At 48.6% G+C, this 14,580-nt stretch carries 13 protein-coding genes; 7 read left to right on the top strand and 6 right to left on the bottom strand.

The features are described 5' to 3' along the window. Window positions 1-32: 32 nt before the first annotated feature. From iolG1 to reiD, 3 genes are all read right to left on the bottom strand, one after another. Window positions 33-1,043: an inositol 2-dehydrogenase IolG1 gene (gene iolG1, locus EOS98_RS20100; protein WP_000172704.1), complete on the bottom strand. Its 1,011-nt coding sequence runs from the start codon at window positions 1,041-1,043 to the stop codon at window positions 33-35. Window positions 1,044-1,061: 18 nt separating this feature from the next. Next, window positions 1,062-1,982 (bottom strand): myo-inosose-2 dehydratase, encoded by a 921-nt coding sequence (gene iolE / locus EOS98_RS20105; RefSeq protein WP_012601329.1) that lies wholly within the window; start codon window positions 1,980-1,982, stop codon window positions 1,062-1,064. A 258-nt stretch (window positions 1,983-2,240) separates the two neighbouring features. Continuing rightward, complete coding sequence (reiD, locus tag EOS98_RS20110; RefSeq protein ID WP_000332219.1) at window positions 2,241-3,065, bottom strand: myo-inositol utilization transcriptional regulator ReiD; 825 nt, start codon at window positions 3,063-3,065, stop codon at window positions 2,241-2,243. A gap of 122 nt (window positions 3,066-3,187) precedes the next feature. Here reiD and EOS98_RS20115 point away from each other — a divergent pair, with 122 nt between their 5' ends. From EOS98_RS20115 to iolB, 3 genes are read left to right on the top strand one after another with little or no spacing between them, the layout of a single operon-like run. Next, window positions 3,188-3,490, top strand: a complete 303-nt coding sequence (locus tag EOS98_RS20115) for a hypothetical protein (RefSeq protein ID WP_071591110.1) — start codon at window positions 3,188-3,190, stop codon at window positions 3,488-3,490. A gap of 15 nt (window positions 3,491-3,505) precedes the next feature. Continuing rightward, window positions 3,506-5,011: a malonate-semialdehyde dehydrogenase IolA gene (gene iolA, locus EOS98_RS20120; protein WP_000450729.1), complete on the top strand. Its 1,506-nt coding sequence runs from the start codon at window positions 3,506-3,508 to the stop codon at window positions 5,009-5,011. Between the two features lie 24 nt (window positions 5,012-5,035). Continuing rightward, entirely contained in the window at window positions 5,036-5,845 is an 810-nt protein-coding gene (gene iolB, locus EOS98_RS20125) for a 5-deoxy-glucuronate isomerase (RefSeq protein ID WP_020437622.1), read from the top strand. A gap of 352 nt (window positions 5,846-6,197) precedes the next feature. Here iolB and iolT2 read toward each other — a convergent pair whose 3' ends face one another. Then, entirely contained in the window at window positions 6,198-7,634 is a 1,437-nt protein-coding gene (gene iolT2, locus EOS98_RS20130; RefSeq protein ID WP_000083108.1) for a myo-inositol import MFS transporter IolT2, read from the bottom strand. 36 nt (window positions 7,635-7,670) lie between these two features. On the opposite strand from iolT2, the gene EOS98_RS20135 reads away from it, so the two are divergent. Both EOS98_RS20135 and iolT1 read left to right on the top strand, forming a co-directional pair. Next, window positions 7,671-7,865, top strand: coding sequence for a hypothetical protein (locus tag EOS98_RS20135; protein WP_126524337.1), 195 nt, complete (start codon window positions 7,671-7,673; stop codon window positions 7,863-7,865). Window positions 7,866-8,092: 227 nt separating this feature from the next. Then, window positions 8,093-9,526: a myo-inositol import MFS transporter IolT1 gene (gene iolT1 / locus EOS98_RS20140; RefSeq protein WP_000107709.1), complete on the top strand. Its 1,434-nt coding sequence runs from the start codon at window positions 8,093-8,095 to the stop codon at window positions 9,524-9,526. Between the two features lie 50 nt (window positions 9,527-9,576). Here the strand turns inward: iolT1 and iolR are convergent, their stop codons facing one another. Together iolR and mpl are read right to left on the bottom strand one after the other, a co-directional pair. Further along, complete coding sequence (gene iolR, locus EOS98_RS20145; RefSeq protein ID WP_000033840.1) at window positions 9,577-10,410, bottom strand: myo-inositol utilization transcriptional regulator IolR; 834 nt, start codon at window positions 10,408-10,410, stop codon at window positions 9,577-9,579. 490 nt (window positions 10,411-10,900) lie between these two features. After that, window positions 10,901-12,280, bottom strand: coding sequence for a UDP-N-acetylmuramate:L-alanyl-gamma-D-glutamyl-meso-diaminopimelate ligase (gene mpl / locus EOS98_RS20155; RefSeq protein ID WP_001219833.1), 1,380 nt, complete (start codon window positions 12,278-12,280; stop codon window positions 10,901-10,903). A gap of 174 nt (window positions 12,281-12,454) precedes the next feature. Between mpl and fbp the strand changes: the two genes are divergently transcribed. Together fbp and ppa are read left to right on the top strand one after the other, a co-directional pair. Further along, the gene (gene fbp, locus EOS98_RS20160) at window positions 12,455-13,453 is read left to right on the top strand and encodes a class 1 fructose-bisphosphatase (RefSeq protein WP_000853764.1); all 999 of its coding nucleotides are present in this window, start codon (window positions 12,455-12,457) and stop codon (window positions 13,451-13,453) included. Between the two features lie 226 nt (window positions 13,454-13,679). Then, the gene (gene ppa, locus EOS98_RS20165; RefSeq protein ID WP_000055079.1) at window positions 13,680-14,210 is read left to right on the top strand and encodes an inorganic diphosphatase; all 531 of its coding nucleotides are present in this window, start codon (window positions 13,680-13,682) and stop codon (window positions 14,208-14,210) included. The last annotated feature ends 370 nt before the right edge of the window (window positions 14,211-14,580 follow it).

The following is a 14,580-nucleotide window of genomic DNA, read 5'->3' on the forward strand; positions in this document are numbered from 1 at the left end:
TATCCGGCAGAAGGTTTTAATACGCGGAAGGTTTATTTGTAGAAATCAGGTTTTGAGGGTAATTCAACAATCTCGGTATTCCCTGTTTCCTGAGACTTCACGCAGGCATCAGCGGTAACCGCAGCCAGATAACCATCCCATGACGTTGGGCCTGCCGGCGGCAATCCTGCGTTCAGGCGATCGAAGAAATCCTGGAACTCAATGTCGTAGGCATCAATAAAGCGCTGTTTCCAGTCAACCAGGATGTCGGTGCTATACTTCGCCGCTTTCCGTACCGCGGCGCTGGCGACGGTTGGCAGCTCCGCCATTCCTTTCTCGCCGGTAACATCGCAGTGAATGTCGTAGCCATACTGGCAGTTCACAAATACTTCAACCACAATATTGATGCCGGAGGTGGTTTCCATTACAACCAGCTGCGGATCACGCAGAGTGGTCACCAGGCTGGACTGGCGCGGGAAGTAAACCTTAACGGTTTTATAATCTTCGTTTAGCAGCCAGTGCATAACGTCAATTTCATGAATCAATGTTTCATAGATAGCCTGTGGCGTTTTGTATTCTGGCACCGTGCTGGCATTGTAATGACGTCCATGAACCATTAATGGCTGACCGATTTCGCCGCTGTCGATAATATTTTTCAGCTGAACGTAACCTTTGTCGTAGCGGCGCATAAAACCAATCTGCACCATGCGCTTACCATTTTTCTGCTCTGCTTCAATCACACGCTGACAATCCGCAGCCGTCACCGCTAACGGTTTTTCGCAGAAAACATATTTGTTAGCATTTAGCGCGGCAACGGCCACATCGGCATGCGCCTCATTTGATGCGGTAATGATGACCACTTCAACGTCTTTATCATTAATCAGATCGTGATAGTCATTATAATCTTTGGCTTCGATCGCATACTTATCCAGCGCCGCCTGCGCCCTACCCGCGACGATATCACATACGGCAACAACCTCTACACCCGACACGGTGTTGGCCAGACGTCTTAAGTGATCGGAGCCGATCATGCCGATACCTACAATACCTGCTTTTAAAGTCATTTTCTGTTTCCTTTTCAATTAAAGATAATTTTTCAGTAACTCATCAATATGCTTTTTACCTTTTTGCGCATATTCCAATGGGTTATATTTCTTAGGATCCTGCTCGGCCTCAACAACAATCCAGCCAGAATATTGATGCCCGACCAGATAAGCTAATACGGATTTAAAATCAATATTTCCATCGCCGGGGACGGTAAACACACCATCAAGGAAAGAATTGAGGAATGATTTCTTCGCGAGGCGACATGCTTTGAGTTTTTCATTACGCACATCTTTAAAATGAACGTGTTTAATACGATCAAAATGTTTACTCAGTAGCGGCATGACATCGCCGTCAGAAACATATATATGCCCGGTATCAAACAGCAGATGTACAAATTGCGGATCGGTATTCTCCATGAGTCGATCCACTTCCGGCAGAGTCTGCACACCGGTACCCATATGATGATGGAAAGCGAGCTTCAGCCCGTGCGCATTGGCAATTTTCCCAAGCGCATTAAGTCCTTCGCATAAAAGCTGCCATTCGCTGTCGCTGAAGTTAGGCTTCTCTGTATAAACGCACTTATCGATAATACCTTGAATACTATAAGTTTGTTCAGAAACAACGGCGACATATGCATGTATTGCCTGCAAATAAGCACAATGCTGTTCAAAAGCATTCATCGCAGATGCAATACCATCGCGAATAATAAAGGAAGAAAACCACTGGCCTGGTATTTCCAGTCCGCGAAGCATTAACTCTTTATTTAACTCAGCAGGATCCTGCGGATAACAACCGCCAACTTCCGTCCCGGAAAAACCGGTAAGCGCGGCATCACTAAGTATTTGTTTATATGTATTTTCTTTACCAATCTCAGGAATATCATCATTGCGCCAACCGATAGGCGCAATCCCCAACTTAATGCTCTTTTTTACATTGTACATGTTGCTGGCTCCCACTTAATGAAACGCTTTTACTGCATACCGCGATGCAAATTAACCTTTGATGGACAACATATTACTTTTTGTAGCCTGAAAAACTTTATCTATCCTGGTTGAAGAAGTGGGATAAATGCGTCAGGTATCACAAAAAAATCATCACTCTTTAATGATATTGCCAGACTTTTCGCGCTATAGATAAACGCATAAAATATACCGACAAATAAAAATGGCCGCAGTATTGCGACCATTCTCATGACGATTAAATTTTAGCAAGAATTAATATTCAAATAATAAATAATTAGCTTTACGATAGTCCTTGCGATATTGACCGGGTGTTTTCCCCACTTTATTTTTGAAGTAATTCTGAAAATGACTAAGGTTGCTAAAGCCAACACGATAAGCAATAGAGGTGATCTTTTCGCGCCCGCCTTCATCCGTGGTTAGTAACGATTGCGCCTCCCCCAGCCTACGTTTTATCAGGTAATCCATCGGTGAATAACCATAGCGGCGTTTAAATTCATGGGAAACATAATAAGGACTGACATTAAATTTCGTCGCCAGCGTATCCAGCCGAATTGGCTCATAGAAATTGCGATCAATATAGGATTTTATTGAATCAAGTAAATTTTCATGGCGCTGTATGGCATCGTTACCTGTGCGCAATAAGACATTTCCCTCAATGTATTTGAGTACTACCTGGGTCAATAGCTGCGCCATTGCTGGCCCTTCTACCGCATGCTGATTAATAACGGTAAACACGGAGCTCATCAGTTTTTCCACCGTCGCATAATGGTGATACAGTGGAATAACCGGCACAATATCATCCGGTATTAGCGCATTCTCACGTAGACCCGGACACGAAATATTGTTAATCCCACAACAAATAGTGCCAATTGGTCGCCCGCTTTCCAGATACTCATCATGCACCACCTGGCTGTTATAAATGACCAGGTCGCCTTTACGAACCGGGTAGATGCGATCGCCAATGAAATACTCCCCGTCTCCTTCGGTGATAAGAATCAGTTCAACGGTCTGTGGGTGCATATGCATGAACCGGACAAACGGACCATTGCTCTCACTGACCTGACTCACATACGCCAACTGGGGCTGAGCCTTATTCTCTCGTTCTGAAGGACAGAAGCACAAGCGCATGATTTACCCTCCAATATCCGAAACTGTGGTGCCGAAACACCCCTGAAATTTGAATTTTTATACCACACCAAATGAAACAAAAATGCTATATAGATCATAATTTTTTCCAAATCTTTCCTCGTCACAACAGACAACCATTGATACCACACCAAATAAAAACAATAAAAATCAATAAGTTAATTAGATTTTTGATTTCTTACTGCACATACTCTCGTATAAAAATCAGTCGTCAAATTTTCAAAATAAAATTTCATAAAAATAAATTTGAAATTTTTAATCCTAAAATTTACATTGAATACGGTATGCGTTTTAGGCTGAAGATAACCAGGTTTTCCTGTGACCGCTCAGTCAGAACGTCGTCAACATCGGTTTAAGAGGATAAAAAAGAGATGGAAACAGTCGGCAATTTTATTCATGGTAAAACGACACTGAGCAGCAGCGGCGAGACGCTACCGGTGACTAATCCGGCCACCGGTAAAGTAATTCGTCAGGTCACCCAGAGCACCCGAGAGGAGATGCTGGCGGCAATTCAAAGCGCACATGAGGCTTTTCCGGCATGGAGTAAAATGACTCCGCTACGCCGGGCACGTATCCTTTTTGAATTCAAAGTATTACTGGAAAAGCATCGGGACGAACTGGCGGCGCTGATCGTCAGCGAGCATGGCAAGGTCTGGTCAGATGCGCTTGGCGAACTGACACGCGGCATAGAGGTTGTCGAATTTGCCTGCGGGATCCCGCACCTCAGCAAAGGAGAGTACTCCTTTAACGTCGGCTCAGGCGTTGACAGCTTTTCATTAATGCAGCCGCTTGGGGTTGTGGCAGGCATCACACCGTTTAACTTCCCGGCAATGGTGCCTATGTGGATGTTCCCGGTTGCTCTGGCTTGCGGCAATACCTTCGTCCTGAAGCCGCCCGCACTGGTGCCGTCCGCATCGTTACGTATGGCGCAGCTTCTGCAGGAGGCTGGCCTGCCGGACGGCGTGTTTAACGTTGTTCACTGTGGCAATGAGGCGGCTAGCCTGTTGACCAGCGACCCTCGCGTACAGGCCGTCAGCTTTGTCGGTTCCTCCGCCGTCGCGGAACATATCTATACCACCGCCAGCGCCCATGGCAAACGCGTACAGGCCTTCGGGGCCGCCAAAAATCACGCAATCGTCATGCCGGATGCAGACCTGGACGCCACCGTCAACGCCATTATGGGCGGAGCATTTGGTTCCGCGGGCGAACGCTGTATGGCGCTGCCGGTAGTGGTCGCGGTGGGCGATGAAACGGCGGACCGTCTGATCGAACGCCTGAAACCGCTGATTGCGGCGCTACGTATCGGCCCGGGAGAGCTGCGCGGCAAAGATGAAAATGAAATGGGCCCGGTTGTTTCACGTGCTCACCAACAGAAAGTGTTGGGTTACATCGACAAAGGGGTGAGCGAGGGAGCAACTCTGGTCATGGATGGCCGCAACTATAGCGTGGCGGGATATCCTGAAGGCTTTTATGTCGGCGGCACTCTGTTTGATAACGTCACGCCTGAGATGACCATCTGGCGTGAAGAAATTTTTGGCCCGGTTCTCGGAATTGTGCGCGTCCCGGATTATGCCACCGCCATTAGCACGGTAAACTCCCATGAATTCGGCAACGGCAGCGTGATTTTCACCACCAACGGTCACTATGCGCGCGAATTCGCCCAGTCGGTTGAAGCCGGGATGGTCGGTATTAATATTCCAGTTCCGGTTCCGATGGCATTTCACTCTTTTGGCGGCTGGAAGCGCTCGGTGTTTGGCGCCCTGAACGTCCATGGGCCGGATGGCGTGCGCTTCTATACCCGGATGAAAACCGTTACCTCGCGTTGGCCGAACGGACAGCAGATCGTATCGGAGTTCAGTATGCCGACTCTCGGTTAATACGCTTTCAGGAAGGAGAAGATTATGGCCAACTTGCTGAGTACCTGTACCTCTGAGTCGGGAAATATCCAACACATTTCCCCTCAAAATGCAGGCTGGGAGTATGTCGGTTTTGATGTCTGGCAGTTAAAGGCTGGAGAGTCGATAACCCTGCCGTCCGATGAGCGTGAACGCTGTCTGGTGCTGGTTGCCGGGCTGGCCAGCGTTAAGGCCGCCGACAGTTTTTTCTATCGGATTGGTCAGCGCATGAGTCCGTTTGAACGCATTCCGGCTTATTCGGTTTACCTCCCCCATCATACGGAGGCGAAAGTGACAGCCGAAACCGACCTTGAGCTGGCCGTATGCAGCGCGCCGGGATTCGGAGAGCTTCCGGTACGTCTGATCTCGCCACAAGAGGTCGGGGTAGAGCATCGGGGAAAAGGGCGCAATCAGCGCCTGGTGCATAACATCCTTCCTGATAGCCAGCTCGCCGACAGCCTGCTAGTCGTTGAAGTGTACACTAATGAAGGCGATACCAGCTCCTGGCCCGCGCACAAGCACGATACGGCAGTTGAAGGCCAGGAGACCTATCTGGAAGAGACGTACTATCACCGTTTCAATCCACCTCAGGGATTCTGCTTACAGCGCGTCTACACCGACGATCGCAGCCTGGATGAATGTATGGCGGTCTATAACCGGGATGTAGTGAAAGTACCTAAAGGCTACCACCCGGTTGCCACCATCGCGGGTTACGATAACTACTATCTGAACGTGATGGCCGGCCCGCTACGAAAATGGCGTTTCACCTGGGAAGAGAACCACGCGTGGATTAACTCATCAGACTACCCGCGATAACACTTCGTTGAGTGGTACTTTGCCAGCCGTCCTCTGCGGCTGGCTTTTTTATTCAACTCTGCGCCACACACGCTCATAAGATCGCTATCCACCTTCTCTTAAATTATTTCCCTGTTTTGTATATAGCGTATTTACGGCACGGCCCCCACCAGGAATACGCAATAAAATAATGATGCAGAAGAAGACTTACCCTATTTGCCGATATTATTATGGATCAATTAGTTACGTAGAGGTGGTAAACACTGGGGAGGCTTCAACAGGGTATATCCTGTGCGCACTCGCTGGAGGGAGTAAAGGTTGTGTAACCAGCGGAGAATATCTCTGGATATTCTCCGCTAATATTGGAGAGGTATCAGGCTATTACATCGCGACGTTTCCCCTGAATTTCACGCAGCTTGTTCTCGGCCAGCCGTTCAATTTCTGTTAGCGGCACCCCTTTTGTTTCCGGCACATAACGAGAAATAAAGACATAGCAGACCAAATTAAAGACGACAAAAATCCACATCGAAAAAGCGCCGCCGAAGGTCTCCTGCAGCCAGGCGTTATCATTTATGACCGGGAACAACAGTGAGATGAGGAAGTTGGCTATCCACATCAGGCTCACCGCCAGCCCCATCCCAAAACCTTTTATCTTTTCAGGGAAAACCTCAGAAATCAGTACCCATGCGCCAACGCTCCAGCTGACGGCAAACAGCAGCATAAAAAAAAGGATGCCAAAGATGGTAATGTAGCCTGTATCGTGGGTGTACAAACCGTATGACGCGATCAACAGGCCGACAATTGAGCCGATGGTACCAATTTTCATAATCGGTATACGGCCATAGCGGTCGAACAGGATCATGCCGATAAAACTGCCCACCACATTACATACCGCGATAAAAATGGTCTGGAACATAACCACTTCGGTACTGCTGTTCTGCAACACCAGCGGCGCATAATAGTTCATTACGTTAACGCCTGTGAACTGTTGCAAAACGGCGATACAGCATCCAACCAACAGAATATAGCGGAGCACCGGCGAGCTTTTCAGGTTGGTGCGTTCTCCCCCGGCGACGTTGTCCTGTGGACGTACGGTTTCTTTCATGCTGTCAAAAATAGCGGCCACATCTGTGGCCGTTAATCCACTGTAGATCCGGGTAAGCACCTTTATCGAACGAGCTTCGCTGCGGTTGTTACGGGCGCACCATGCCGGTGATTCGGGTAGGAAAAGCGTAATCGCTAACATCGCAATGGAGGGTACCACTTGGGCAAAAAGCATAGTCTTCCAGCCCTGGGAAACCAGCACATCAGCAGGCATTCCTTTTGCTATCAGATAGTTGACTATAAACACGATAACCTGGCCAGATACCACGGAAATATTGTAAATGCCCAGCGCTTTGCCGCGAATTTCAGCAGGCGCCAGTTCAGACATATACATGGTGGATGCCGTTCCGGCCATCCCAACCGCAAAACCACACACAATGCGGGAAAGGGAGAAGATCATGAACGATTCACTCATCGCCGCCCCTAAGGAAGAAGCGATAAAAATGATCGCAATGATCAGAAGCGCAGGTTTACGCCCCAGTTTATCGGCAATTTTTCCACCGACCAGCGCGCCGATGATACAACCAATCACGATACTGGAAACGGCCCATCCGGTCTCGGTTGGCGTCAGTTGGTAATACTGCTGTAAAGGCAATACTACCCCGGTAATCACCGCCGTTGAATAACCAAACATCAATCCAGCCAGCGCCGCAATACAACACAGGACGTACACATAGGCCGAATTGTACTTACTTCTCTGAGACATAATCCCTCCCTTGCCTGTTGAGGAAACAACACACCAATGAAATTTTTCATTTTATTTTTGCACTCATTAGAAGAAAAATTCCATGCAAAAGATCACGAAATGGAGATGTTCCAGGAAAGAACAAAAAGTACTGCCCCTGACAAATTGAGTTCAGGCACTGTCACGAAAGCAATAAAATTAAGTAAATTCATCAATATACAGGAGAGCACTGCGCAAAACGCAGCATCTTAACGATAAAAAACGCCAGGATTATGAAATTCGAAATGTGATACCCATAACAAAACATAAGTTTCATTATTGATCGTTTTGAAATTAAAACATAGGTTGTGAAACGAGAGTTCTCAATAGCTATAAGATCGTCGGCAGAGCTACGGCAATGACCGACATAAGATGAATTTGTCTATTTGTTCACTAAATTCAAACAGATAGATGAAGTTTATTCTGGAGATAATCTACCTATGTCCACATCAGATAGTTGTTATAATACGGGTTACATATTACGCATCTGCGCGATTGCCGCACTGGGCGGAATATTATTTGGCTACGATACTGCTGTTATTTCAGGTGCGATTGGTTCACTGACCAGCTACTTTCATCTATCTCCTGCTGAGACCGGCTGGGCGGTTTCCTGCGTTGTGGTGGGGTGCGTTATTGGTTCGTTTAGCGCCGGATATTTATCCAAACGTTTTGGACGCAAGAAATCATTGATGGTTTCAGCGCTGTTATTCACTATTTCCGCAGTGGGCACCTCCCTCTCCTACACGTTCACCCATTTTGTGATTTATCGCATTATCGGTGGACTGGCAGTCGGCCTGGCGGCAACAGTATCACCGATGTATATGTCTGAAGTCTCACCGAAAAACATGCGCGGCAGAGCATTAAGTATGCAGCAGTTCGCTATCGTTTTCGGTCAGATTCTGATCTTCTACGTTAACTACAAAATAGCATCGATTGCAGCGGATACCTGGCTCATTGAACTTGGCTGGCGCTATATGTTTGCTGCGGGTATTATTCCCTGCATTTTGTTCTGTATTTTAGTCTTTTTAATCCCGGAATCTCCCCGCTGGATGATGATGATTGGTCGCGAGGAGGAGACGCTAAAAATACTGACCAAAATATCCAACGAAGAACATGCCAGACATCTTCTTGCCGATATAAAAACCTCACTGCAAAATGACCAACTAAACGCCCATCAAAAACTCAATTACCGCGACGGGAACGTGCGTTTCATCCTGATTCTGGGCTGCATGATCGCTATGCTGCAACAGGTAACAGGGGTTAACGTCATGATGTATTACGCGCCAATCGTCCTTAAGGATGTGACCGGTAGCGCCCAGGAGGCCCTGTTCCAGACAATCTGGATCGGCGTGATTCAGCTTATCGGTTCCATTATTGGCGCAATGATTATGGATAAGATGGGGCGTTTGTCGCTGATGCGTAAAGGCACTATTGGCAGCATCATCGGCTTGTTGCTCACTTCATGGGCGCTGTACAGCCAGGCAACCGGTTATTTCGCGCTATTCGGTATGCTGTTCTTTATGATTTTCTACGCGCTTTCCTGGGGCGTGGGCGCATGGGTGCTTATTTCTGAAATATTCCCTAACCGGATGAGGTCGCAGGGAATGAGTATTTCGGTCGGATTTATGTGGATGGCAAACTTTTTAGTTTCGCAATTCTTCCCGATGATTAATGAAAACCCGTATTTACTTTCGCATTTCCACGGCGCATTTCCAATGTGGATATTTGCCATCTGCTGCATCTTCAGTTACTTCTTTATCTGCCGTTACCTGCCGGAAACAAAAGGCATTTCGCTGGAGAAAATGGAGAGTGTAGTGTTAGCAAAACGCAGAAAAAAACTGCAGCCAATTCAAACCGAACGTTATTCTGATTAAGTTTCACCACAATGCCGATGATCGCTAAATACGATCATCGGCTTGTTTTTTTACTCCGTCGCCAGCGCCAGTGAAACCGCTAACGTTTGCGCCAGACACATGGACGCGACCTGAGAACGGAAACCATCGACCTGCGCTTCACGTACCACAAAACAGACTTCACTGAACGCTGCCAGCGGGCTGACCTGGCTATCGGTTATCGCAATATGGTGCGCACCGCGTTTCGCGCCAAGCTCGACTAATTCCACCACTTCCTGCGCGTAAGGCGAGTAGCTGATGGCAATAACGACATCGTCGGGGCTGACCATACTTAGCTGTTCAGAGAACATTCCGCCAATACCGTCAATTAAAAATGCCCGTCTCTCCAGATGACGCAATGCGTAGGTTAAATAACTGGCCACGCTAAACGAACGACGTAATCCAATCACATAAATATTGTCGGCTTTCGCTAACAGATTTACCGCCGCATCCAACTGCTCATTTTTAATCTGCACCGGTAATTGTTGTAATACCTGTGCATTCACCATTGAAAATAGCTTCAGAATTTCACCCGGCTTTTCCGGGGTAGGTTCCCCTTCATCCGCATTTTTCTGTCTGAACAGACGCGCCCGCTCGGTATAGCTTACAGTTTCCTCCATCAGGTGCTGGCGAAATACCTGTTTCATTTCATTAAATCCGCTAAAACCAAACGCATTAGCAAAACGAATCAGTGTCGAAGGGGGAACATCGGCATGTTGCGCGATGGAAGCTACCGTGTCAAAAGCAACGCTATTACTGTTATCCAGAATATACTGAGCAACTTGTTTAAGACGTTTGCTAAGGCTGTCATAGCGACTGCGGATATCATCCTGCAGTAAGGAAAGTTGAGTTTGATGTTTAGACATGCATGATACTCTAATAGAACGAAAATTTCGTAAATAACCATATTAGCACAAATGAACTGAACATACAGTTAACAACATTCAAATTGCGCTGTGGTTACCTTCAGTACAGAATTTGCTGGCGGGCTGGGTTCTGAGCAATCTGAATCTGACCGCATAAATGCGACAGGATCAGCATTGTTATGACTGGACGATGCCCGCAGCCAGGCGGCATCGCAAACGTTGAAAGGCAGAAGATGACGTTTATAAATCACGAAACCTTCATCTGTTATTGCGAACTGGCTCTTTTCGTCCCGCATACGGCAACCGGCGGAACACTCTTAGTGTATTACACTGATTACTTTAAGGATATGCGTCTACTCTTTTTCAATACTGAGCGGCAAATGATTTTTCAGTATTGCTTTAACGTCTCCCGGCGAGCGGAATGCGCTTTCGATGGCAAGATGCCCCATATAAAACAGCCAGCCACAAGGCTGGCTGACCGCATAGTCATTTAATACGCTGTTACGTTCTGAGCTTTTTTCGCCAGCCCATCCAGCAATTTCTGATGGATGCCGCCGAAACCGCCGTTGCTCATCACCAGGATGTGATCGCCAGGCTGTGCGGTTTTCACCACCATTTCCGCCAGCGTATCGACATCGCCACTCCAGTGAGCAGGCTGTACGCAGGCTTCGGCGACTTCCGCCACTTGCCACGGAATATGCGGCGGCTGCAGCAGGAACACTTCATCCGCACGCCCTAACGACGGCGCCAGGTCATCCTTGCATAACCCCATCTTCATCGTGTTAGAACGCGGCTCCAGTACCGCGATAATGCGCGCGGTGCCGCCCACTTTCCCGCGTAGCGCGGCAAGCGTCGCCAGAATCGCCGTCGGATGATGGGCGAAATCGTCATACACCGTCACGCCGTTCGCTTCACCACGTAGCTCCAGACGGCGGCGGGCGTTAATAAATGACCCCAGCGCGCTGGCCGCTTCTGCGGGCGCGACGCCCACGTGGCGCGCGGCGGCAATCGCCATCAGACCGTTGTGCATGTTATGTTCGCCGACCAGGCCCCATTTCACATCGCCGACTTTTTCGCCGTCCAGCCACACTTCCCACTCGGAAGCATCCGTAGTCAGCTTCTTCGCCTGCCAGTGTCCCTGCTCGCCCACCAGCTCCTGCTCGCTCCAGCAGCCCAGCGCCATGGTCTGTTTCAGGTTGATGTCGTTTTCCGGCCAGATGATGCGCCCCTGCCCCGGCACGATGCGCACCAGATGGTGGAACTGCTTCTGGATCGCTTTCAGATCGTCGAAGATGTCGGCATGATCAAACTCAAGGTTGTTGAGGATCAGCGTCCGCGGGCAGTAATGCACAAATTTAGAACGTTTATCAAAGAACGCGCAGTCGTACTCATCCGCTTCGATAACAAAGAACGGGCTCTCGCCCAGGCGTGCGGAAACCTCAAAATTGCCCGGTACGCCGCCGATCACGAAGCCCGGTTTGTACCCGCACGCTTCCAGTATCCAGGTCGCCATGCCTGCGGTCGTGGTTTTGCCGTGGGTACCGGCGACCGCCAGTACCCAGCGGTCGCGCAACACAAAGTCATGCAGCCACTGTGGACCAGACATAAAGGGAATGTTTTTTTCCAGCACCGCTTCCACGCACGGATTCCCGCGCGTCATCGCATTGCCGATAATCACCAGATCCGGCTGCGGATCGAGCTGGCTGGCGTCATAACCCTGGATCAGATCAATGCCTTGCTTCTCAAGTAAGGTACTCATCGGCGGATACACATTGGCGTCCGAACCCGTTACTTCATGACCAAGCGAGCGAGCCAGCATCGCCAGCCCCCCCATGAAAGTGCCACAAATTCCCAAAATATGAATGCGCATACGTCACTATCCTTTTTTTATCTGCGAGCCATTTTACGCACATGTCTGGCAAGTGAGAAACGCATTTCAGGTAAATCTGTACTTTGCTGGCGCGATTCACCTGAGCGCATCATCTGAAATGTTTGTTAAGATTGTTACGGTCGCTTTACTCCAATCAATTGCAGGGAAAGTGTTATGAAAACGTTAGGTGAATTTATTGTCGAAAAGCAGCACGAGTTCTCTCAGGCTACCGGTGAGCTCACTGCTTTGCTGTCGGCAATAAAATTGGGCGCCAAGATCATCCACCGCGATATCAACAAGGCCGGTCTGGTCGATATCCTGGGTGCCAGCGGTGCTGAGAACGTACAGGGCGAGGTTCAGCAGAAACTCGATCTGTTCGCGAACGAGAAACTGAAAGCTGCACTAAAAGCGCGCGATATTGTAGCGGGCATCGCATCGGAAGAAGAGGACGAAATTGTCGTCTTTGAAGGCTGCGAACACGCGAAATATGTGGTGCTGATGGACCCTCTGGATGGCTCTTCTAACATCGACGTTAACGTCTCTGTCGGTACGATTTTCTCGATTTATCGCCGCGTGACGCCCGTCGGCACGCCGGTCACCGAAGAAGATTTCCTGCAACCCGGCAACAAACAGGTCGCTGCGGGATATGTCGTGTATGGCTCGTCCACCATGCTGGTTTACACCACCGGCTGCGGCGTACACGCTTTCACCTACGATCCGTCGTTAGGCGTGTTCTGTCTGTGCCAGGAACGTATGCGTTTCCCGGAAAAGGGTAAAACCTACTCCATTAACGAAGGCAACTACATTAAATTCCCGAATGGCGTGAAGAAGTACATCAAATTCTGCCAGGAAGAGGATAGTTCAACAAGTCGCCCTTATACCTCACGTTACATTGGCTCTCTGGTGGCCGATTTCCACCGCAACCTGCTGAAAGGCGGCATCTATCTCTACCCCAGCACCGCCAGCCATCCGCAGGGGAAACTGCGTCTGCTGTATGAGTGCAACCCGATGGCGTTCCTCGCGGAACAGGCCGGCGGCAAAGCAAGCGATGGTAAAGAACGTATTCTGGATATCATTCCGGAAAGCCTGCACCAGCGCCGCTCGTTCTTCGTCGGCAACCGCCATATGGTTGACGATGTGGAACGCTTTATCCGCGAATACCCGGACGCGTAATCTTTACCACCATGCGGAATAACGCATGAAGCCGCCATTGGGCAATAACATGTCCGATGGCGGCGTTGCCTTATCAGGCCCGTGATTTTTTCGGTTCTTAACCTTTGTCGTTTATGCTCCGCAACGACGCGCCAGATGAGGCGGAAACGAAAACAAGCGAAGACTTTCGGCGTGAGTTGGCTATAATACTCGCCACTTGTTTGTCATAAATTCAAAGGAAACAGACATGAGCTTACTCAACGTCCCGGCGGGTAAAGAACTGCCGGAAGATATCTACGTCGTTATCGAGATCCCGGCTAACGCAGATCCGATCAAATACGAAGTTGACAAAGAGAGCGGCGCGCTGTTCGTTGACCGCTTCATGTCCACCGCGATGTTCTATCCGTGCAACTACGGTTACATCAACCATACCCTGTCTCTGGACGGCGACCCGGTAGACGTTCTGGTCCCGACGCCGTACCCGCTGCAGCCAGGCGCCGTCATCCGTTGCCGTCCGGTTGGCGTACTGAAAATGACCGACGAATCCGGTGAAGATGCGAAACTGGTTGCCGTACCGCACACCAAACTGAGCAAAGAGTACGATCACATTAAAGATGTGAACGATCTGCCGGAACTGCTGAAAGCGCAGATCACTCATTTCTTCGAGCATTATAAAGATCTCGAAAAAGGCAAATGGGTGAAAGTCGACGGTTGGGACAACGCCGAAGCGGCTAAAGCGGAAATCGTTGCCTCCTTCGAGCGCGCAGCGAAGAAATAAGTCCGCTTTTACATAAGCGTCAAGATAAAGGCTCTCATAGTAATGAGGGCCTTTTTATTGGCTAATGAATAGAACACAATTTTTATCATTATTAATTTAACATTCACGGAATGAATAAGACTTTACCTGATTTTTTATTAAAAAGGGTTGAATACGCTCACGGTTTCTCTAAAAAGTTTAAGATAATAATTGTTTTGTGAATGCCCCCAGACTCCCCTGGACTTACGCCCTAAATATTAGCAAGCGCTAAATTCTTATTTAGTGCATAAGCCCGATTACCTTTTTAATAAGGTATCCTAAGCTCTCCCTACCAATAATTGTATTTTTAATCCAACATAACATCCGCTCAAAACACACTTTTTAATATATT

The sequence above is a fragment of the Salmonella sp. SSDFZ69 genome (genome assembly GCF_004010755.1).
In the GTDB taxonomy this organism is placed as follows: Bacteria; Pseudomonadota; Gammaproteobacteria; order Enterobacterales; family Enterobacteriaceae; genus Salmonella; species Salmonella enterica.